The following is a 21,514-nucleotide window of genomic DNA, read 5'->3' as shown; positions in this document are numbered from 1 at the left end:
GCTGGTTCAGCGCTTGGCGTCGATAATGGCGATGGCTTCAGCCACGGCTTGCGCGATGCTCATGTCAGAGGTGTCCAGCAGATGGGCATCTTCGGGGGCAATCAGGGGGGCTGATTCTCGTTCGCTGTCGCGCTTGTCCCGCGCAATCACATCGGCCAGAACGCCTTCATAGCTGGTATCTTCGCCCCGTTCCTCCAGTTCCTTGAAGCGACGTTCGGCACGGCGTTCGGTGCTGGCAGTGACGAACAGTTTAACATCGGCATCCGGGCAAATCACTGTGCCGATGTCCCGCCCGTCCAAAACCGCGCCGCCACTGCGGTTTGCGAACTCGCGCTGGAACGTCACAAGATTTGCCCGCACTTCAGGGATCGCTGCCACTTTGCTTGCGGCTTGGGCCACGGCAGCGGTGCGCAGATCAGTACGCTCCAGATCTTCGGGCTTTACTTCGGTTGACAGCTCGATCACCCGTTCAGGGTCAAGGGAAGGTCCGATGCTGGCCAGCGCGGCGCGCCCGACAACGCGGTACAACAACCCTGTGTCCAGATGCGCAAAGCCGAAATGGGCCGCCACAGCCTTGGAGACCGTTCCTTTACCCGCAGCAGCGGGGCCGTCGATTGCCACGATAAAGCTCATGTCGCATCCTTTTCTACCTGAGTAGATCACGCAGCCCCCGTTTAGCAAGCCGCGATGGGGTTTCAGCGGTTCAGTCGCGCGAAATCGCCGCCCCGAGACCGTTCATCAAGTCTTCAAAAATCGGAAAACTGGTGGCAATCGCGCCGCCATCATCCACATGGGCGGGTTTGGCGCTGGCCAGTCCTAAGCACAGGAACGACATGGCGATCCGGTGATCCAGAAACGTCTTTGCGGTGCCGCCGCCCGGAACCTCACCTTCCATGCCGTGGACGATCATATAGTCGGGGCCTTCCTCGACGGTGACACCCATCGCTTCCAGACCTCGGGCCATCGCGTCGATGCGGTCACATTCCTTGACCCGCAACTCGGCAATGCCGCGCATCACAGTCTTGCCTTTGGCAAAGGCGGCAACGACGGACAGGACCGGGTATTCGTCAATCATGCTGGGCGCGCGGGCAGGGGGGACTTCGATACCTGTCAGGCTGGAGGCTTTGACCCGCAGATCGGCCACAGGCTCTCCACCTTCTTCGCGGCGGTTTTCAAAGGCGATATCCGCGCCCATTTCCACCAGCGTGTCGAGCAATCCTGCGCGTGTCGGGTTCAATCCGATGTTGGGCAACAGGACTTCAGAGCCTTCGACGATCAGTGCCGCACAGACTGGAAAGGCAGCAGAGCTCGGATCGCGGGGCACCGCTATTGTCTGGGCCTTTAGTTCAGGCTGGCCTTGGAGGGTGATTTCGTACCCTTCATCCGTTTTCACCGTCTCAATCTGTGCGCCAAAGCCGCGCAGCATCCGTTCGGAATGGTCGCGAGTGGCTTCTTTTTCAATCAGCACCGTTTCACCAGGTGTGTTGAGACCAGCCAGCAGAACCGCTGATTTGATCTGCGCCGAAGCATGGGGGCTGGTATAGCGCACCGGAACCGGATTTTTCGCGCCTACCATCGTCAGCGGTAGAAAGCCGTTTTGCCGCCCGACAGCCTGCGCCCCGAACAGCGACAGCGGTTCGGTGATCCGCCCCATGGGACGGGACCGCAGGCTGGCATCACCAGTAAAGGTGGCGTTGATCGGAGTGGTGGCCATTGCGCCCATAATCAGACGCACCCCTGTGCCGGCATTGCCGCAGTCGATGACATCGTCAGGTTCGGCAAACCCGCCCACACCAACACCATGCACAGACCATGCCTGATCGCCCGTGCGTGTTATTTCCGCCCCAAAAGCCGCCATCGCCTTGCCAGTGTCGAGCACGTCCTGACCTTCCAGCAAACCGGTGATTTTTGTCTCCCCCACAGACAGCGCCCCGAGGATAAACGACCGGTGGGACACGGATTTGTCGCCCGGAATAACAGCCGTGCCGCGCAGCGGACCGGATTTGCGGGATGTCATCGGAATTGGGTCGCCGTGGCCGGACATGCGTTTCACCTTTGAGAGTTCTTTCACCAGCCTATATCGCACGGTGAATGCAAGGTCTAGAATACCAAACCCGCAAAGCGCAAAATGCGCATGTTGCGGGGGTGGCCTTCGCTAAAGCTTTCGGAAGGTCATATAATGCGGGGTACGGCCTTCGCGCAGAGCTTTTTGTTCGTAGCGGGTGGAAATCCAGTCCGACCACGGCTTGCGCCAGTCTTCGGGGCCTTCGGCCAGCCACTCGAAATCATCCCGGTTCATCATCTGCTCCATCGTCTGGCGCACATAGTCAGGAATGTCGGTGGCAACGCGGAAGATCGCGCCGGATTTAAGGCACTTCGCCAACGGGTCGAGATGTTCCGGTGTCACAAAGCGGCGGCGGTGGTGGCGTTTCTTTGGCCACGGATCGGGGTACAACAGAAAGGCGCGTTCAACCGAGCCTTCGGGCAGCACGTCCATCATGTCTCGCGCATCGCCCGGATGCACCGCCAGATTGGTCACGCCCGCTTTGCGGATTTTGCCCAGCAGCGTGGCAACGCCGTTGATATAGGGTTCACAGCCAATGATCCCCACATCAGGATTGTTCGCCGCCTGATGCACCACATGTTCACCTCCGCCAAAGCCGACCTCCAGCCAGACAGGCCGGTCGCCAAACAATTCTTTCAGGTCCAGCGGCGTGCGGTCGGGATTTTCTTCCCAGCTCACGCCTTTGGGGGCCAGCCCCTCCAGATCTTCCGCAAGATAGCGTTCGTGGGACTGGTGCAAGCCCTTGCCCTTGATGCGGCCATAGAAATTGCGCCACGGGGCGCCGGATACGTGTTTTTCTCTCATGGGGTGGGAGGTAAAACAAAAAGGCTCCGGACGCAATCCGGAGCCTGTTATTTGCGTTTGGCGCCCGAAGGCAGCACGCTTCTGATTTAGACAGCGCTTTTCAGGGCGTCGATCAGATCGGTGCGTTCCCAGCTAAAGCCGCCGTCCGCGGTCGCTTCGCGGCCGAAATGGCCGTAAGCTGCGGTGCGCTGGTAGATCGGGCGGCGCAGTTGCAGATGCTCGATAATGCCGCGCGGTGTCAGATCCATTGCCTGTGCCACGGCCTTTTCGATTTCGGCTTCCGGAACTTCGCCGGTGCCATGGGTGTCGCAATAGATCGACAGCGGTTTGGCGACGCCGATGGCATAGGACAGCTGTATCGTGCAGCGTTTCGCCATACCGGAAGCAACCACGTTCTTTGCCAGATAGCGGGCCGCATAAGCCGCGGAGCGATCCACCTTGGTCGGGTCTTTGCCCGAAAACGCACCGCCACCATGGGGGGCTGCACCGCCGTAGGTGTCCACGATGATTTTGCGCCCTGTCAGGCCCGCATCGCCGTCCGGCCCGCCGATGACGAATTTGCCAGTGGGGTTCACATGCCATTCGGTATCAGGTGAAATCCACCCGTCAGGCAGGGTTTTACGAATGTAGGGTTCGACCACATCGCGCACATCCGCCGAGGACATGGATTCATCAAGATGCTGGGTCGAGAGCACGATGGACGTCACACCGACAGGTTTGCCATCAACATATTTCACCGAAAGCTGCGATTTCGCATCCGGTCCAAGCTGCGGCGTTGCACCGGAGTGGCGGGCCTCGGCGAGATCGCGCAAAACCGCGTGGCTGTAGTGGATCGGGGCGGGCATCAATTCGGGGGTTTCCGAACAGGCATAGCCGAACATGATCCCCTGATCGCCAGCGCCATCCTTGTCTACACCCTGCGCGATATGGGCGGATTGTTCGTGCAGCAGGTTGTCAATTTCTACGGTTTCCCAGTGAAAGCCGTCCTGTTCGTAGCCGATTGCTTTGACGCAATCGCGCACGATGCCATCGACGCCTTCAAGCACGCCGGCAAGCTTCTCCTTTGAAGAGAGCCCGATTTCCCCGCCGATTACGACACGATTCGTGGTGGCAAAGGTTTCACACGCGCTGCGGGCCATTTCTTCTTCGCTTAGCAGGGCGTCAAGAATTGCATCTGAAATGCGATCGCAAATTTTATCAGGATGGCCCTCGGAAACGGACTCCGAGGTGAAAAGATAGTTTTTTCGGGACATGTAGTGCTCCAGTTTAAAAGAAAATGCCACGTCAGGAAGCCGTTGTGACACTCGTTGCGAAAGGTCTATGGGGGGGCGGGGAGTAGGTCAATGCCTATTAGAAGTCTCACGCCCTTGTGCGCGCGGACGTATCAGCGCGGCTCCGGCCAGCAATAACAGTGCCAGTGCGATCCACATGCGTTCGCCGAACCGGCTGTATAGGGTCGGCGCAAGGGGCTCGGGCAGGCGCACATCGGCAAAACCATCGGTGTTCAGTGCCAGCGCCTGAAGAACCTGACCGTAAGGATCAACCATCGCTGACACGCCGGTATTGGCGGCGCGCGCCAGTGGCAGGCCTTGTTCCACAGCGCGGGCGCGGGACTGGACCAGATGCTGATAGGGGCCTGAAAAACTGCCAAACCATGCGTCGTTGGTGATGTGGAGTAACCATTCGGGGCGTTCTCCTTCCACCTGCGCGAGTCCGGGAAAGATCGCTTCATAGCAGATCATCGGCAAATAGGGCGGTAGGCCGGGGAGGTCGATAACGCGCGGGCCTTCTCCGGCGGCAAAGCCAGTGCCGTCATTCGCGGCCATCCCGTAGATGCCGAATCTTGCGGCAAGTTCGGCCAGCGGGACATATTCGCCAAAAGGGACAAGGTGGTGTTTGTCATAGGTGGCTGCCACATCACCGTTGCGGTCCAGATGGATCAGCGTGTTGTAGAGTTTCAGTCCGTCAGGACGTTGAATGCCACCAATGAACTGGGTGTCCTGAACCGCAGCGCGTACCATTTCCATGCCGCGGGGGTGCTCTCCGTATGCGAATGGGAGAGCGGTTTCAGGCCAGATCACGACATCCACCGGCGCGTTATATCCCGCTGAAAGGGACAGGCTGCGCTGGAAGAAGCGGGCAACGTGATCGGGGTGCCACTTCAACCGCTGCTGCGCATTGGGTTGCACCAGCCGTAGGGTCACATCGCGCAGGGGCACAGGGCTGTCTGGCAATCGTGCCGCCCCTATCCCCCAAGCCACGAGCAGTCCTGCCACCAATGTCGCGCCGCGCAGCCAGCGGTTGGACCACACCAGCGGCAGCACCCCGATGGCGAGTGTCACCATTCCCAATCCATGCGGACCGATATAGGCGAGCAGTTGAAACACCGGCGTGTCGGACCAGACGTAGGCCATCAACCCCCAAGGAAAGCCGGTAAACACATGGGCGCGGATAAATTCCGCCAATGTCAGACTGGCCACCAGCGCCACCAGTCGGGCCTTACCGCTGCACCGCGCCGCGACACCAAAGCCGAGCCCCCAGAACAGCGCGAGGCCCACCGACAAGAACAACAGGGCGAAAGGGGACATCCAGCCATAGACTTCGGGTTCGACAAAGAAGGGCTCTACGATCCAGAACATTGACCCCGCAAAATAGGCCGTTCCCGCCAGCCAGCCCAGCCGAAAGCCTGTGCGCCAGTTTGCGGTGCGCAAAAGAAGGCCAGCCAGAATAGGTAGGCCAACCACAACGCCGATGGGAAACGAGAACGGGGCCTGCCCCAGTGCCAGCAAAAAGCCTGCACACAGGATCAGCGCCCGCAGCTGCCACTTACCCAGCGTTTTAGGCACGCGCAGGATCGCGAGTCACACGTAGGCGTTTGATCCGGCGGGGATCGGCGTCAACGATCTCGAACTCTATACCGCTCGGGTGGGGGATGATCTCGCCCTTGGCTGGCACACGACCGGTCAGCATGAACACCAACCCGCCAAGCGTGTCGATTTCTTCGCCGTCGTCTTCAGCCAAAGACCCCATGTTCAACATTTGCTCGAATTCGGACAAGGACGCACGAGACTGTGCAAGATAAACTCCCGGCCGTTCTTCGGACCACATGTCATCTTCTTCGGTGTCATGCTCGTCCACGATTTCACCGAGCACGGTTTCAACCAAGTCCTCGATAGTCAGCAAACCGTCGACGCCGCCATATTCGTCAATGACGAGAGCCATGTGGATCCGGTCTGCCTGCATCTTTTGCAACAGAACGCCAATCGCCATAGACGGCGGGGCAAAGAGTAGCTGGCGCAGCAACGGTTTGATCGCGAAATCCGCGCCCGTGCCGTTGAACCCGTACTTCAGCGCAAAATCCTTCAGGTGGATAAAGCCAACCGGATTGTCGAGCTGATCCTTATAGACCGGCAAGCGCGAATAACCGCTTTCCTTGAACACCTCGACCAGTTCGGCCCGTTCAATGTCCTGGGAAACGGCGGTTATATCCGCACGGGGCACGGCAACATCTTCCAGCCGCATGAATTGCAGATTACGCAAGTCACCCGTCGGAAGGTTGGATGGTTCCATGGTTTCCGGTGTTTCAATAAGATCGGGGGATTTGCTCCCCGAGAAAAGGCGTTTGAAAAATCCGCCCGTCTGGTCCTGATCTTCGGACTGCGCGCCAGGCGCTGCCCCAGAAGATCCGTCGATTGTGTCGCCCATGGCTCCTATCCGAAAAACGCGCCCAATATGCGGCGCGGGGTTAATATGGGTCTGCAATACCCAAAGATGCAAGTATCTTCGTCTCCAAACCTTCCATGCGTGCTGCATCTGCATCGGTTTCGTGATCAAAACCAAGTAAATGCAGGCATGAATGTGCCAAGAGATGGGTCAGGTGGTCCTCAAATTCAAGCTTTCCGGCCTCGGCTTCTTTCATGCAGGTGTCATAGGACACAGCAATATCGCCCAATTCGCTGTCCATCGGGTTGGTCAGAATGTCAGGCGGCGGGGCCGGTTCGTCGCCTTCAACCAGTGGCGCAAGTTCAAACGCGGGCCATGACAGCACGTTTGTCGGGGCCGGTTTGCCGCGAAATTCCGCGTTCAGTTCGGCGATCCGCGCATCGTCACAGGCAAGCACCGAAACCTCGTATCCCTTGCCCGACAAGCCGCGTGCCGCAAAAACCGCACCAATCGCGCGGTTGCACAAACGGGTGAGCGGCACGTCGTTCCAGCGGTCGTCCTCTATCAGGACATCAATACTTGCGGGCATGGATCAGCCGCCGGTCTTGGCGTGTTTGTCATAGGCTTGGATGATCCGCGCCACCATCGGGTGACGAACCACATCTTCGGCCTTGAACTTGGTCATGCCGACACCTTTGACGCCTTTCAGCACCTTCTCTGCCTCTACCAGACCGCTCGGGACACCGCGCGGCAGGTCGACCTGCGTGGTGTCGCCGGTGATCGCCATGTGGCTGCCTTCACCCATGCGGGTCAGGAACATCTTCATCTGCATGGTCGTTGCATTCTGCGCTTCGTCCAGCACGATAAAGGAATTAGACAGGGTCCGTCCGCGCATAAACGCCAGCGGTGCAATTTCGATCCGCTTTTCCTCAATCAGTTTGGCCACTTGTTTGCCCGGCAGGAAATCGTTCAGCGCATCATAAAGCGGCTGCATATAAGGATCGACCTTGTCCTTCATGTCACCGGGCAAGAAGCCCAAACGCTCGCCCGCTTCCACCGCGGGACGGCTGAGCAGGATACGATCCACATGGCCTTCGATAAACATCGACACACCAGCCGCCACCGCGAGATAGGTCTTGCCGGTGCCTGCCGGACCCAGACCAAAGACGAGCTCGTTCTTGAACAGGCTTTGCACATAGGCGCGCTGCGTGACTGTGCGGGGTTCAACCGTCTTTTTGCGGGTGCGAATTTCATAGCCGCCACCGGGGAACATTTCTTTCTGGTCGCCCGACCGCTTGCCCGCGTTTTGTTCGGCCCGCCCCATACGCAGGGCCGCGTCTATTTCGCCGGCCTCTACATCGCGGCCCTGTTCCAATCGCTGGTACAAGGATTGCAAGGCTTCGCGCGCGCGCGCCACAGCGTCCGCTTCGCCGTGCACATCCAGTTCGTTGCCACGACGGATGATCTGCACGCCAAGCGCGGATTCGATTTGGGTAAGGTTCTTGTCAAATTCGCCGCAGAGATCAATCAGCAGGCGGTTGTCAGGGAAAGTTAGATTGCTGTCAGAGTCGCCGGTTGTCATGTCCGGCGCGATCGGGGCGGTTGTCGCCAAAGAAGTCTCCTAAGTCAAAGCGTGAACCTATAAGGCTATGGTGCAAAAACCCGCCGTTCACCGCAAGGGTCAATTCTTTATATAGGCGGAAAAACACACCGGAAAAGGGGCGTGTCTCAGGGTTGCCTGCCATACGCGTATTGGACGGCGTCCTTAAGAACCGGCTCTGATCCCGCGCTTCCAATGAAAAAGGCCAGCGCAATGGCTGGCCTTTCGTAGAAATTTTGTTTGTCGCCCTTAAATCGGGTCAGACCCTTTTTTGAAGTCGCCTACAGCCAGATTTGGTTGCGCGATGCCAGAGCAAACCGGCTTGCCGTATTTGTCCAACCGCGCCGAGAGATAACCCTCTACACCATCGTCGATAATCCAGTGATCGCAGCCACGCGGGTCAACCCAGATGCCAGCGTTCAATTCGCTGACAGGGTGGGAATCAAAGCCACGGTCTACGGTTTTGTTCCGTTTGTTATCGACACAGCCCGCAAGTGCGACGGCGGCACCGAGAATCAGAATGCTCGTCTTGATTGTCATGGTTCTAACCTTCCTCAGCGCACGCAGGTGATTTCAACGCGGCGGTTTTTCTTTTTACCCGCGGCGCTTCTGTTAGAGGCGACCGGCACACGTTCACCATACCAGCGGATCTGCGCCCGTTTCCCGACCTGTGCTGCCACTTTGGCCACAGCACGGGCGCGGTTTTCGGACAGACGCATGTTATAGGCATCGCTTGCATCGCTGTCGGTGTGTCCGTCGATGATGAAGGATGTGGCATTGGCCTGTTTGAAGAACCCAGCCAGACGATTGCGGCCAGCGGTGCTGATGGCGTAGCGGTCCACGGCAAACAGCTGGTCCGTGTTCATCACAGCACAGGGATTGCCACGGCGACAGACCGGAATGCCGTCCCGCGTGACATGCGGAGTCATATAGCCCTCAACACCGTCATCCATCACCCAATGCTCGCAGCCGTCCGGATCAACCCAAACACCTGGAACATATCTTTCGCCGGTGGCTTGGGTGGATTTGCGAACCACAACGTCATCGGCAAAGGCCGAACCCGCAAACACAAGACACCCGACTGCTGCAACAACACCTTTTACAGATCGGTTAAACACTGCAATTTCCCTTCACTTCCAACGAATACAAAAGTTCCGGTCGCGTTCAAAAAGACGCAACTCTCCCCATTGTCGTTAAAAGTAACAAATTTCCACAAATTGTGAAGATAAAAATGAGAACCACTAGGTTTAGTTTTGGAAACAAAACCTGCCCAATGGTCCACTTTGATCACGATACGTGTTTAATCGGCTGTTCTACAGCGCTAAATCAGTTCCGCCGCAAGGGAGTTGCGTTCGGACCACAAGACCTTGGCCTGCACGATTTTCCCAACTTGATCGGGGGACGCATCCATGTGGACCGCGTGCAAAAACTCGGATTTTCCGATCATCTGGCCCGGATTGCGGCCCGGTTTTTCAAGCAGAACCGGCAGGGTTTTCCCAACCATAGAGTTCTGGAACTCCGCCTGATGTTGGCTCAGCAGCGCCTGAAGGCGTGCCAGACGGTCGTTCTTTTCCGCCTCATCCACATGGGTACGGTCCGCAGCGGGTGTGCCGGGGCGGGGGGAGTATTTGAATGAATAAGCCTGCCCGTAGCGTACTTCGCGGCACAGATCGAGCGTGGCTTGGAAGTCCTCTTCGGTCTCGCCGGGGAAGCCGACGATAAAATCTCCAGACAGGGCAATATCAGGCCGTGCAGCGCGGATGCGTTCAATCAGGGCTAGATATTCTGCAGCTGTGTGCTTGCGGTTCATCGCCTTAAGGACCTTGTCGCTGCCCGCCTGAACCGGCAGGTGCAGGTATGGCATCAGCTTGTCGCAATCCCCGTGGGCCGCGATCAGGTCGTCATCCATGTCATTGGGATGGCTGGTGGTAAAGCGGATGCGTTTCAGTTCGTCTATCTTGGCCAGTTCGCGGATCAGTTGCGCCAGCCCCCATTCGCGCCCGTCGTGCGTGCCGTGGTAGGCGTTCACATTCTGGCCCAGCAGGTTGATCTCTACCACGCCGCGTTCCACCAGATCATGGGCTTCGGCAAGGATTTGTTCCACCGAACGGGACACCTCGGCCCCCCGTGTATAAGGCACCACACAGAAGGCGCAGAATTTATCGCAGCCTTCCTGAACGGTCAGGAAAGCGGAGGGCGCGCGGCGAGCTTTGGGGCCACGCGGCAGGTGATCGAATTTGTCTTCAGCCGGAAATTCCGTGTCGACCTGCGCCTTGACCTGACCGATCTTGGATTCCATTTCGGGCAACCGGTGATAGGCTTGCGGCCCCACAACCAGATCCACCATTGGCTGGCGGCGGATGATTTCTTCGCCCTCGGCCTGAGCCACACAACCGGCCACGCCGATTTTCAGGTCGGGATTGGCCGCTTTGAACGGTTTGTAACGCCCAAGTTCAGAGTAAATCTTCTCAGCCGCTTTTTCGCGGATGTGGCAGGTGTTGAGCAGGATCATGTCCGCCCCTTCAGGCGTGTCTGTCTCTACATAGCCTTGCCCACCGAGGGCGGAGACCATCCGTTCGCTGTCATAGACATTCATCTGGCAGCCGTAGGTTTTGACAAAGAGCTTCTTGGGTTCAGACATAACACGCACCGATTGATTAGGGGCAAATCCCCGTCAGATCGCAGGCTCTACACGCAAATTGGACAATCGGCAACGGCTAGCGGGCACAGCAGCGTTGCTCAGCGGTTGCGGCCCAGCCCGCTGGCTCTGGCCAGTTCCTGCCGTTTGGCGGCATAGTTGGGCGCCACCATGGGATAATCAGTCGGCAGCCCCCACTTCGCGCGATATTCCTCGGGCGACAAGTCGTACTTGGACTTTAGGTGTTTTTTCAGCATTTTGAACGCCTTGCCATCCTCCAGACAGATGATGTGATCCGGTGTTACGCTGTCCTCCACTGGAACAGCAGGCATCGTGTCATTCGCGTGGCCCTGACTGTTTTGATAGATCTGGGTCACTTTTTCATGAACCACATCCATCACCGTAACAATCTGGTCCAGATCGACCTGATTGCCCTGCAAATAGGCAGAGACGATCCGCGTGGTATGATGCATCATATCCGAATCCATACGTTCCACAGTTTGCTTCATGTTAAAACCTTCCAGCCTAGGACAGGCCGACCGTATTTTCGGCCAGCGTGGGACACTTTCGATATGAAGCTAGGCGGGGTGGAAAACATTTCAAGGTTGAAGGTGTACGTGCGGATGGGGGTGGGGGTTAAGCAGGCTTGCGAATGCCCGCAGTTTGCGCCATTTTGCAACGCAAATGCCGGTTTTACGAACAACGGCAAGGGTCAGGCAGCAGGCAGGGTTTCCATGAAGGCAGATTCGCTGGATATATTCCTCAAGAGGCAGGCGGATACCCTCCCCAAAGGGCCGGTTGCACTGATTTTTGCAGAGGATGAAATCGGCTTGGGCGCCACCCTGCGTCACCATGCGCGGATCGGGTTTGAGAATATTATCCTTTTGGCGCAGGAAGACACGGTTCTGCCTGCGGATTGCGTCGAATTATGCCACCATGTGGTGAATGATCCGGCCACGCAGGATACGTTGGTGTCAGCGGTCAATAAGGCAATCGCCGCTTTGGAGGGGCGCTGGCTTTATTACTGCTATAACGGCGAATACCTGCATTTCCCCTTTTGTGAAACCCGCTCCGTCAGTGAGCTGATCACCTTTATCACAGAAGAGCGTCGCAAATCGGCCTTTACCTATGTGGTTGATCTCTATGCAGCTGATCTGGACAACAACCCTTACGGCTATTCGCTGGAGGATGCCCATCTGGATGCGTCCGGCTATTACGCGCTGAACCGATGGAAAGACGGGCGCGTGATGGAACGGCAGTTGTCGATTTACGGCGGTCTGAAGTGGCGGTTTGAGGAGCATCTCCCTTGGGCCAAGCGCCGCATCGACCGTGTGGCGCTTTTCTGCGCTAAGGCGGGTTTGCAGATGGATGCGGAGCAGATGTTCAACGATGAGGAGTACAACACCTATCAATGCCCGTGGCATCATTCGGTCACGATTGCGATTTGTTCGTTCCGCACGGCAAAATACCTGAAGTCCAATCCCGGATCGACCTTTGAAGTAAACAGCTTTGCCTGGTCCAAGTCACAGAAATTCCACTGGAATTCCCAGCAGCTTATGGATTTGGGGTTGATGGAACCCGGACAGTGGTTCTAGCGCCTAACGCTACGGGAACCGCTTAGCTGTTTTTTGTCAGGCGGATCACCACATCGACCCGCGCAATGGACATACCTTCCGGTGCTTCGGGTTCTTTGGCAAAGGCCACAGCGCTTTTGGGGGCGTCAGTGATGCTGCTGTTTTCTTCCCAATAGTAATGGGGATGTTCATCCACACGGGTATCAAAATAGGAGCGATGCCCGTCTACGGTGATCTCGTTCATCAGACCTGCATCGCAAAACGTGCGCAGCGTATTATAGACTGTGGCCAGAGAAACCTGCGCACCATGTTCGGAGGCCGAACCGTAAAGGCTCTCGGCGGTGACGTGACGGTTGCGACCGTCGCCTACCAGTAGTTCTGCGAGGGCCAGTCGTTGCTTGGTCGGACGCACGTCCGCACTCATAAGCCATGTCCTGCCCAAGCTTTCGCTTGTATCGGTTGGTGTAGTGTCTTGCATAACTGCCTCTGGATAAATCCATAGATTTTAGGGGAATATGCCCTGAAAACGCCGCCAATTCAAACGCAAAAGGCAAACGGGCCTTTTATGGCTGGGTAATTGCCTTATATGGCGGGGACGGTGGCCTATTGCCAGCCTTAAGCGCACAATGGTAATACCACTGTTACAACAACGAAAAAAACTATCGGAGACAGGCCCTCTATGACAGATCGACCCACCAGCTTTGGATACGAAGACTTGCTGGCATGCGCCCGCGGGGAAATGTTTGGCCCGGGCAATGCGCAGCTACCGCTGCCTCCGATGTTGATGATGGACCGGATCACCGAAATCTCTGCCGACGGCGGGGAGCATGGCAAGGGCCATGTGGTTGCCGAATTCGACATCAAACCGGACCTGTGGTTCTTTGACTGCCATTTTCCGGGCAACCCAATCATGCCGGGGTGCCTTGGCCTTGATGGTCTGTGGCAGCTGACCGGCTTTAATCTGGGCTGGCGCGGTATGCTGGGGCGCGGCATGGCGCTTGGCGTCGGTGAGGTCAAGCTGACAGGCATGGTCAAACCGGACCGCAAGATGCTGACATACCACGTAGATTTCACACGAGTCATTGATCGCAAGATCAAGGTGGGCGTGGCAAACGGTAAGGTCTTTGCCGATGGCGATCCGATCTACACAGTTACAGATATGAAGGTCGGCCTGTCAGACGCCTGATTTGCCGACACCAAAGACATCAAGAAACAGGAGAGCACCATGCGTCGCGTAGTAGTCACAGGGCTGGGTATCGTTTCCTCTATCGGGAATAACGCAGAAGAGGTTACGGCCTCTCTCAAAGCGGGGAAATCCGGCATCGTTGCTGCCCCTGAATACACCGAACGGGGCTTTCGCAGTCAGGTTCACGGCAAAGTCGATATCGACGTGTCCGAACATATCGACAAACGCGCACTGCGCTTTATGGGGCCAGGCTCTGCCTATGCGCATATTGCCATGCAGCAGGCGATTGCCGATGCGGGGCTGGACGAAGACGCGATCTCTAACATTCGCACCGGTCTGATTGCGGGGTCGGGCGGGCCGTCTACTTCTGCCATGTTTACCGCGCACCAGACCGTTCTGGAAAAAGGCGCGCCCAAACGGATCGGGCCTTTTGCGGTGCCAAAATGTATGGGCTCAACTGTTTCTGCAAACCTTGCAACGGCGTTCAAGATCAAGGGGATCAACTACTCGATCACCTCGGCCTGTTCCACATCGCTGCATTGTATCGGTTCCGCGTCCGAGCAGATCATGATGGGCAAACAGGACATCATGTTCGCGGGTGGCGGTGAAGAGCTGGACTGGACCCTGTCCTGTCTTTTCGACGCGATGGGGGCGATGTCCTCAAAGTACAACGACACACCGGAGCTGGCCTCTCGTGCCTTTGATGCGGATCGCGACGGGTTCGTGATTGGCGGCGGCGGCGGTATGGTCGTGCTGGAAGACATGGATCACGCCATCGCGCGCGGTGCAAAAATCTACGCCGAGGTCACAGGCTTTGGCGCCACATCCGACGGGCACGACATGGTTGCCCCATCCGGCGAGGGCGGAGAGCGGGCAATGCGGCTGGCTGTCAGCACCCTGCCAGAGGGCCGCGAGGTCAGCTATATCAACGCTCACGGTACATCCACACCCGTTGGCGATGTGGGCGAAGTCGAGGCCGTGCGCCGCGTCTTTGGTGAAGGCAGCACACCACCGATCAGCTCCACAAAATCCATGACAGGTCACGCGCAGGGCGCCACCGGCGCGATGGAAGCCATCTTCTGTCTGTTGATGCTGGAGCACGATTTCATCACCCCTTCGATCAACGTGGTGAACCTTGATCCGGCTATCAATCCCGGTGAAATTGCCACCGAACTGGTGGAAAACGCGGGGCTTGATACGGTGATGACCAACTCCTTCGGGTTTGGCGGCACCAACGGCTCTATTTTGCTGAGCAAATATAAAAACTGATAGTGTTAGGAGCCAGCGCATGAGCGGTCCACTTCAAGGAAAGCGCGGTCTCGTCATCGGGGTTGCCAACGACAAATCCATCGCATGGGGCATCGCCAAAGCCGCAGCCGACGCAGGGGCGGAGCTGGCCTTCACCTATCAAGCGGAAAATCTGGGCCGGCGGGTGATCCCGCTGGCTGAATCTGTTGGCTCTGATCTGGTAGTGCAGGCGGATGTAACGGACGAGGCGTCACTGGATGCGTTGTTCGCAACGCTAAAGGAAAAATGGGGCACGTTTGATTTTCTGGTTCATGCCGTTGCTTTTTCCGACAAGGACGAACTGACAGGTCGGTTTATCAATACCACACGGGCGAATTTCGCCAACTCGATGGATATTTCCTGCTTTTCGCTGATTGATCTGTCCAAACGGGCCGCACCATTGATGACGGCTGGCGGCACGATCCTGACGCTGACATTTCAAGGTTCGACGAGTGTGATGCCAAACTACAATGTGATGGGCGTCGCCAAGGCCGCGCTGGAAAGTGCTGTGCGGTATCTCGCAAATGATCTGGGGCCGGATGGCATCCGCGTCAACGCGATCTCACCCGGTCCGATGCGCACGCTGGCCGGTGCTGCCATTGGGGGCGCACGCAAAACCTACCGCGCGACCGAGGCCAACGCGCCACTGCGCTCTAACGCGACTTTGGAAGCGGTGGGCGGCACTGCTGTGTACCTTGCCTCTGATGCAGGTGCCTTCACATCGGGTGAGATCATCCATGTTGACGGCGGTTATCATGTGATCGGTATGGCCCAGCCAGAGAACCTGTAAGTTTAGTCCCGACCAACTGCAAAAAAAACTGAAGGGCGGGCGTCGCCTGCGCCCTTCTATGATAGACCTGTTCACGGCCTCGAAACGCTTTAACTCTGACAAGGGACGTGTCAGTCTGTCGCGAAAGAGGAGATCCTGAATGCCTATAACCACCGCCGTTTTCGACGCCTATGGAACCCTGTTTGACGTGGCCGCCGCAGCCCGAACAGCCGCTGGCGAACCGGGGCGCGATGCGCTGGCGGCGTGCTGGCAAAAGCTGGCGGGTGACTGGCGGCTCAAGCAGTTGCAATATACGTGGTTGCGCGCCGTTGCCGATGCCCACGGGGATTTCTGGGATGTGACGCAAAACGGGCTAGACTGGGCGTTGGAAAATAACAAACTCGACGGGGACGCCGAACTGCGCGAACGTCTTTTGCAGCTTTACTGGGAACTCGAAGCCTATCCCGAGGTGCCTGCCATGCTTTCCCGATTGAAAGAAGCTGGGCTGAATACGGCAATCTTGTCCAACGGCTCCCCTAAAATGCTGGACGGGGCTGTGCAATCGGCAGGGATCGGTGACGTGCTTGATGATGTGTTGTCCGTGGAATCTGTAGGGATATTTAAACCCCACAAGTCGGTCTATGATCTGGTCGGGCAACGGTTTGATACCACACCGGATCAGGTGTTGTTTGTGTCTTCTAACGGCTGGGACGCGGCCTGTGCCACGGGTTACGGGTTTTACACCACATGGGTGAACCGCGCGGGAGAGCCTGTGGACCGGATGCCGTGGACCCCGCAACAGGTTCTGTCCGACCTGACCACCATCCCCGAAATCGCCGCGCAAAACTAGCCGTTTCAAAGCGGGCTTATCCCCCGTAGAAAGGCGAAAATCCTCCCATTCAAGAACGGAACCCCGATGTCTACGATTCAAATGCTAAAAGCCGCCGAAAAACGCCTAAAGGGCCACGCGCGGCGCACGCCGATGCTGACCTCTCCGTTTCTGGATGACATCGCGGGACGGCGGGTGCTGGTGAAGGCGGAATGCCTGCAACACACCGGATCGTTCAAGTATCGCGGCGCATGGTCGGCCATTTCTGCCCTGCCCAAAGAGGTGCGCAGAAACGGTGTGATCGCCTATTCCTCGGGCAACCACGCACAGGGTGTGGCGCTGGCGGCGTCGCAGCATAAGATCAAGGCTGTGATTGTGATGCCGTCTGATGCCCCCAAGATCAAAATCGACAATACCAAGGCGCTGGGCGCTAAGGTCGTGCTTTATGATCGCGAAACCGAAAGCCGCGAAGAAGCCGCAGAAAAGGCAAATGCGGATGGGTCACTGACACTAATAAAACCCTTTGACGATCCCGAAGTGATCGCAGGGCAGGGCAGCACGGGCATTGAAATCGTGTTTCAGGCCAAAGACCTGAAGGTACGCGATGCCGAGGTTCTGGTGCCTACAGGCGGCGGCGGTCTGGCGTCCGGTATTGCTCTTGCGTTGAAGGAATATGCCCAACTCCTGCGGGTGCGCACCTGCGAACCACAGGATTTCGACGATTACGCCCATTCCCTGCGGGCCGGTCGCCCTGTGGTGAACAAGCGCCTTTCCGGTTCTTTGTGCGACGCGATCATCACGCCGACACCGGGTCTGCTGACGTTTCCGATCCTGAACCGTCTGGCCGGCCCCGGCATGGTTGTAACCGAAGACGAATGCCTGCACGCGATGGCGCTGGCCTTTCACCGGTTGCGGATCGTGCTAGAGCCGGGTGGCGCTGCGGGTCTTGCGGCGGCGCTGTTCCACGGAGATCAGATCGACGGCGACGCGGTGATTGCTGTCGCCACTGGTGGCAACGTGGACAAAGAGGTGTTTGAAATGGCCCTCGCAAAATTCGGAGACATCTAATGCGCTATCCTGACCCTGCGAACGATTTTACCATTGCCAGTTTCAATGTAAAAAACCTGATTGGGCCGGGTCAGGAATACTACCGTTTTGAAAGCTACACGCCGGAAGAATACGCATGGAAAGAGGATTGGTTGGCAGATCAGCTGCTGACCATGAACGCGGATATCGTCGGGTTTCAGGAAATCTTTGACCGCACTTCCCTGTCTGCGGTGGTGCGGGAAACAAACGAGCGGGGCGCTGCGGCCAACGCGGATGTGATCCCAAGCCGCGACAAACGCTATCACCGCAAGGCGATTTTCAAGAAGCTGAAGTACGAAGGCTATGACAGCAACAGCATCTTCTTTGCGCCGAACGTCTTTGACGGTGAAGCGGGCGATCGCCGCCCCGGTCTGGCTATGCTGTCCCGTTTCGGTTTTGACGGTGAACCGCAGATCGTGCAGGAACTGCCGGTTCCCCTGACCATCGACTTCCCCCACATCGGTGGTGGGGAGGCGGGGCAATACACGCTGACCAAGCTGTCCCGCCCTGTGATCAAGGCGCGCATACCGGTAAACGGGCAGGTTATCACCGTATTCAACTGCCATCTGAAATCCAAACTTGGCGAGTTTGTGCGCCCCGAAGGCGCAGCCTTTGCGCCTGAAGCCAATCTGCTGGACTATGATCCGGTGGGGCGTGCCGTGGGTGAGTTGCGTTCTATGCTGCGCCGTACCGCCGAAGCCGCCGTTCTGCGCAAAATGATCGTGGCAGAGTTGAAGGCGGATAATCCGGTTTTTGTGCTTGGCGATATGAACGACGGAGATCACGCGGTGTCATCTGCGGTGATCACCGGAGAGCGGCCGTTCAAAAACTATGCGTGGATGCGCCGCCATGATGCGGAACGGCGCAACGACCGTTACACCGATGAAGAAAATATCCAGATCACCGAAGCGATTGAATCCGTGCGGCTGACCAGTGCGGAAAAGCTGTTCGTGCGCAAATCCCTGCGGGATATGGTTTATACTTCGGCCTTTGGCGGCGTGTTTGAAAGCATCGATCAAATCTTGATGTCGCGCCATTTCAATCCCGAAAACCCCGATGCAATCGGCGGGATGGAGTATTTCTCTGTCTACAATGACCACCTGACAGACGGCAGCCACGCCGAGGCGCCGTACAACAAGCTTGCCTCTGATCATGGCCAGATCATGGCTCATATGCGTCTGAAAGAACGGGTTTGAGGCCCGCTAAGGGGCTGAAATAAAACGCTATATTTGTTGCGCGATAGCACGGGCAGGGGCGTGGTCTCTGCCCATTTTTTTAGCACATATTAAAAATTTTACCAATTGATAAATAAAAAGACCTGTGCAAGGGTTTGAGTCTACCGAGGTTTTAACAGGGACTAGGCATGGGAAACTCTCCACACACGGATGGAATTGTTGCGGGCCGCATTAGCGCGGACGCCGTGGCGGACAATTTCAGCGATTTGCATCCGCCACTTGATGATCACGAAGCACTTGTCGCGGCGGATCGCTGCTATTTCTGCTATGATGCGCCGTGTCAGACGGCCTGTCCAACGTCGATTGATATCCCGTTGTTCATCCGCCAGATCGCTACAGGCACTGCGGAATCCGCAGCCGAGACCATCTTCGAGCAAAACATTTTGGGAGGAATGTGCGCGCGGGTGTGTCCGACAGAGACCCTTTGCGAAGAGGTCTGTGTGCGCGAAGTGGCCGAAGGCAAGCCGGTCCTGATCGGCCAGTTGCAACGCTACGCCACTGATAAGGTGATGGCGCAGGGTAAACACCCGTTTACCCGCGCTACCGCGACCGGAAAATCCGTGGCGGTTGTCGGCGCGGGGCCTGCTGGCCTGTCTGCCGCACACCGTCTGGCGATGCTGGGCCATGAGGTTGAAGTGTATGATGCACGCCCGAAAGGCGGCGGTCTGAACGAATTCGGCATTGCAGCTTATAAGTCGGTAGACGGTTTTGCACAGGCCGAAGTGGACTGGCTGTTGCAGATCGGCGGCATTGATATGAAGTATGACCAGCGTCTGGGTGAAGGACTGACGCTAGAGTATTTGCAAGGCCGCCATGATGCGGTGTTTCTCGGGGTGGGTCTTGGGGGCGTGAATGCGCTGCGGGCTGAAGGCGAAGACAAGGAAGGCGTGCGCGATGCAGTGGATTTCATCGCAGAACTGCGTCAGGCCGATGATCTGACGACTTTGCCCGTTGGCCGCCGCGTGGTGGTGATCGGTGGCGGAATGACGGCCATTGACGCTGCTGTGCAGTCCAAAATGCTGGGCGCGCAGGATGTGACCGTTGCCTACCGCCGCGATAAATCCGCTATGGGCGCTTCGGAATTTGAACAGGTGCTGGCCACCAGCCACGGCGTGCGGATTGAATTCAACGCACAGCCTGTCCGCGTTTTGGGCAACGGCAAGGTGACAGGCGTTGAATTTGCCCGCACCACCAGCACTGGCGGTGAATTGACGCCTACGGGTGAGACTTTCGAAATACCTGCGGATCAGGTGTTCAAGGCCATTGGCCAAACCCTGACAACGGACGCAGGGCTGACAGTGGAGCGCGGCAAGATCGCGGTGAACGAGACGGGACGCACATCAGTATTGGGCATCTGGGCCGGTGGCGACTGTGCCAGCGGCGGTGACGATCTGACGGTGACAGCCGTCGCCGAAGGCCGCGATGCGGCGATGGATATTCACGCAACACTTATGGGAGAGGGAGCGTAACAATGGCTGATCTGAGAAGCGAATTTGTAGGCATTAAATCCCCGAACCCGTTCTGGCTGGCCTCGGCCCCGCCTACGGATAAGGAATACAACGTCCGCCGCGCCTATGAGGCCGGCTGGGGCGGTGTGGTTTGGAAGACTTTGGGCGAAGAAGGCCCGCCAGTGGTCAACGTAAACGGCCCCCGCTACGGCGCGATATTCGGTGCGGACCGGCGCTTGCTGGGACTCAACAACATCGAGCTGATCACCGACCGCCCCTTGCAGCAAAACCTGCGCGAGATCAAAGCGGTGAAGCGGGATTATCCCGACCGCGCGTTGATCGTATCCCTGATGGTTCCGTGCGAGGAAGACGCATGGAAGGCAATTCTGCCAGTGGTGGAAGAAACCGGCGCGGACGGGATCGAGCTGAACTTTGGCTGTCCACACGGAATGGCCGAACGGGGCATGGGCTCTGCCGTGGGGCAGGTGCCGGAATATATCGAAATGGTCACACGTTGGTGCAAGCAGAACACCCGCATGCCGGTGATCGTCAAGCTGACCCCTAACATCACCGATGTGCGCTATCCAGCGCAGGCGGCGAAACGGGGCGGCGCGGATGCGGTCAGCCTGATCAACACCATTAATTCGATCACCAGCGTCAATCTGGACAATTTTGCACCGGAACCCACTATCGACGGCAAGGGCTCCCACGGGGGGTATTGCGGTCCGGCGGTGAAGCCGATTGCCATGAACATGGTTGCCGAAATCGCCCGCAGCCCTGAAACGGCCGGTTTGCCTATGTCTGGTATCGGCGGCATCACCACATGGCGCGATGCGGCTGAGTTCATGTCGCTTGGCTGTGGCAATGTGCAGGTCTGTACCGCAGCGATGACCTACGGGTTTAAGGTTGTGCAGGAAATGATCAGCGGTCTTGGCCAGTGGATGGACGAAAAAGGCCACGCCAGCATTGATGATGTGGTTGGCCGTGCCGTACCAAACGTGCGTGACTGGCAGCATCTGAACCTGAACCACGTCACCAAAGCGCGGATCAGTCAGGACGACTGCATCAAATGCGGTCGCTGCTTTGCGGCCTGTGAAGATACCTCTCATCAGGCGATTTCCATGTCTGCGGATCGCGTGTTCGAGGTGATGGACGACGAATGTGTGGCCTGTAACCTGTGTGTGAATGTCTGCCCTGTGGAAGGCTGCATCACTATGGAAACGCTGGAGCCGGGTATGGTGGATGAGCGTACGGGGCAGGTGGTTTCCGCCGAGCATGGCGACTGGACCACCCATCCCAACAACCCGAGTGTTGTTGCAGCAGAGTAAGG

At 57.6% G+C, this 21,514-nt stretch carries 22 protein-coding genes and 1 riboswitch; of the genes, 9 read left to right on the top strand and 13 right to left on the bottom strand.

Annotated features, from left to right (window positions below; genetic code table 11):
- Positions 1–6: 6 nt before the first annotated feature.
- The 12 genes from cmk to IEX10_RS07505 form a co-directional block, all read right to left on the bottom strand.
- On the bottom strand, positions 7–633 hold the full coding sequence (gene cmk, locus IEX10_RS07560) for a (d)CMP kinase (protein WP_188672864.1): 627 nt from the start codon (positions 631–633) through the stop codon (positions 7–9).
- Positions 634–703: 70 nt separating this feature from the next.
- Positions 704–2,044 carry a 3-phosphoshikimate 1-carboxyvinyltransferase gene (aroA, locus tag IEX10_RS07555; protein WP_188672861.1) on the bottom strand — a complete coding sequence of 447 codons (1,341 nt, stop codon included), beginning with the start codon at positions 2,042–2,044 and terminating at the stop codon, positions 704–706.
- Between the two features lie 111 nt (positions 2,045–2,155).
- The gene (trmB, locus tag IEX10_RS07550) at positions 2,156–2,869 is read right to left on the bottom strand and encodes a tRNA (guanosine(46)-N7)-methyltransferase TrmB (protein ID WP_188672858.1); all 714 of its coding nucleotides are present in this window, start codon (positions 2,867–2,869) and stop codon (positions 2,156–2,158) included.
- Positions 2,870–2,955: 86 nt separating this feature from the next.
- Positions 2,956–4,122 (bottom strand): methionine adenosyltransferase, encoded by a 1,167-nt coding sequence (gene metK / locus IEX10_RS07545; RefSeq protein ID WP_188672856.1) that lies wholly within the window; start codon positions 4,120–4,122, stop codon positions 2,956–2,958.
- A gap of 4 nt (positions 4,123–4,126) precedes the next feature.
- A riboswitch (SAM-SAH riboswitch) is annotated at positions 4,127–4,176 on the bottom strand.
- Between the two features lie 33 nt (positions 4,177–4,209).
- Positions 4,210–5,715, bottom strand: a complete 1,506-nt coding sequence (gene lnt, locus IEX10_RS07540) for an apolipoprotein N-acyltransferase (RefSeq protein ID WP_229678466.1) — start codon at positions 5,713–5,715, stop codon at positions 4,210–4,212.
- Complete coding sequence (locus IEX10_RS07535) at positions 5,708–6,574, bottom strand: hemolysin family protein (protein ID WP_188672853.1); 867 nt, start codon at positions 6,572–6,574, stop codon at positions 5,708–5,710. The genes lnt and IEX10_RS07535 overlap by 8 nt, the downstream gene beginning before the upstream one ends.
- 40 nt (positions 6,575–6,614) lie before the next feature.
- On the bottom strand, positions 6,615–7,121 hold the full coding sequence (gene ybeY / locus IEX10_RS07530) for an rRNA maturation RNase YbeY (RefSeq protein WP_188672851.1): 507 nt from the start codon (positions 7,119–7,121) through the stop codon (positions 6,615–6,617).
- A 3-nt stretch (positions 7,122–7,124) separates the two neighbouring features.
- Positions 7,125–8,114 (bottom strand): PhoH family protein, encoded by a 990-nt coding sequence (locus tag IEX10_RS07525; RefSeq protein WP_188674603.1) that lies wholly within the window; start codon positions 8,112–8,114, stop codon positions 7,125–7,127.
- Positions 8,115–8,381: 267 nt separating this feature from the next.
- Positions 8,382–8,672, bottom strand: coding sequence for a hypothetical protein (locus tag IEX10_RS07520; RefSeq protein ID WP_188672839.1), 291 nt, complete (start codon positions 8,670–8,672; stop codon positions 8,382–8,384).
- A gap of 14 nt (positions 8,673–8,686) precedes the next feature.
- Entirely contained in the window at positions 8,687–9,250 is a 564-nt protein-coding gene (locus tag IEX10_RS07515) for an OmpA family protein (protein WP_373287442.1), read from the bottom strand.
- 203 nt (positions 9,251–9,453) lie between these two features.
- Positions 9,454–10,773, bottom strand: coding sequence for a tRNA (N6-isopentenyl adenosine(37)-C2)-methylthiotransferase MiaB (miaB, locus tag IEX10_RS07510; RefSeq protein ID WP_188672837.1), 1,320 nt, complete (start codon positions 10,771–10,773; stop codon positions 9,454–9,456).
- Positions 10,774–10,871: 98 nt separating this feature from the next.
- Positions 10,872–11,279, bottom strand: a complete 408-nt coding sequence (locus IEX10_RS07505; protein WP_308420689.1) for a Ros/MucR family transcriptional regulator — start codon at positions 11,277–11,279, stop codon at positions 10,872–10,874.
- A 225-nt stretch (positions 11,280–11,504) separates the two neighbouring features.
- Between IEX10_RS07505 and IEX10_RS07500 the strand changes: the two genes are divergently transcribed.
- Positions 11,505–12,365: a glycosyltransferase family protein gene (locus IEX10_RS07500; protein WP_188672835.1), complete on the top strand. Its 861-nt coding sequence runs from the start codon at positions 11,505–11,507 to the stop codon at positions 12,363–12,365.
- A 22-nt stretch (positions 12,366–12,387) separates the two neighbouring features.
- Here IEX10_RS07500 and irr read toward each other — a convergent pair whose 3' ends face one another.
- The gene (irr, locus tag IEX10_RS07495; protein WP_188672833.1) at positions 12,388–12,822 is read right to left on the bottom strand and encodes a Fur family transcriptional regulator Irr; all 435 of its coding nucleotides are present in this window, start codon (positions 12,820–12,822) and stop codon (positions 12,388–12,390) included.
- A 201-nt stretch (positions 12,823–13,023) separates the two neighbouring features.
- Here irr and fabA point away from each other — a divergent pair, with 201 nt between their 5' ends.
- From fabA to preA, 8 genes are all read left to right on the top strand, one after another.
- Positions 13,024–13,530 (top strand): bifunctional 3-hydroxydecanoyl-ACP dehydratase/trans-2-decenoyl-ACP isomerase, encoded by a 507-nt coding sequence (gene fabA / locus IEX10_RS07490; RefSeq protein WP_188672831.1) that lies wholly within the window; start codon positions 13,024–13,026, stop codon positions 13,528–13,530.
- Between the two features lie 39 nt (positions 13,531–13,569).
- Positions 13,570–14,799 (top strand): beta-ketoacyl-ACP synthase I, encoded by a 1,230-nt coding sequence (gene fabB / locus IEX10_RS07485; RefSeq protein WP_188672828.1) that lies wholly within the window; start codon positions 13,570–13,572, stop codon positions 14,797–14,799.
- A gap of 19 nt (positions 14,800–14,818) precedes the next feature.
- Positions 14,819–15,607: an enoyl-ACP reductase FabI gene (locus IEX10_RS07480; protein ID WP_188672825.1), complete on the top strand. Its 789-nt coding sequence runs from the start codon at positions 14,819–14,821 to the stop codon at positions 15,605–15,607.
- 139 nt (positions 15,608–15,746) lie between these two features.
- Complete coding sequence (locus tag IEX10_RS07475) at positions 15,747–16,436, top strand: haloacid dehalogenase type II (RefSeq protein WP_188672822.1); 690 nt, start codon at positions 15,747–15,749, stop codon at positions 16,434–16,436.
- A 66-nt stretch (positions 16,437–16,502) separates the two neighbouring features.
- A complete protein-coding gene (locus tag IEX10_RS07470) occupies positions 16,503–17,483 on the top strand; it encodes a threonine ammonia-lyase (RefSeq protein ID WP_188672819.1) in 981 nt (326 codons plus the stop codon).
- Positions 17,483–18,697: an endonuclease/exonuclease/phosphatase family protein gene (locus IEX10_RS07465; protein ID WP_188672816.1), complete on the top strand. Its 1,215-nt coding sequence runs from the start codon at positions 17,483–17,485 to the stop codon at positions 18,695–18,697. Before IEX10_RS07470 ends, IEX10_RS07465 begins: the two co-directional genes overlap by 1 nt.
- Positions 18,698–18,864: 167 nt before the next feature.
- Positions 18,865–20,205: an NAD(P)-dependent oxidoreductase gene (locus IEX10_RS07460; protein WP_188672813.1), complete on the top strand. Its 1,341-nt coding sequence runs from the start codon at positions 18,865–18,867 to the stop codon at positions 20,203–20,205.
- Positions 20,206–20,207: 2 nt separating this feature from the next.
- Entirely contained in the window at positions 20,208–21,512 is a 1,305-nt protein-coding gene (gene preA, locus IEX10_RS07455) for an NAD-dependent dihydropyrimidine dehydrogenase subunit PreA (RefSeq protein WP_188672810.1), read from the top strand.
- Positions 21,513–21,514 lie beyond the last annotated feature (2 nt).

Origin of the sequence: Neptunicoccus cionae (genome assembly GCF_014643735.1) — a bacterium.
Taxonomy (GTDB): Bacteria; Pseudomonadota; Alphaproteobacteria; order Rhodobacterales; family Rhodobacteraceae; genus Amylibacter; species Amylibacter cionae.
This window is presented reverse-complemented; position numbering and strand designations above follow the sequence as displayed.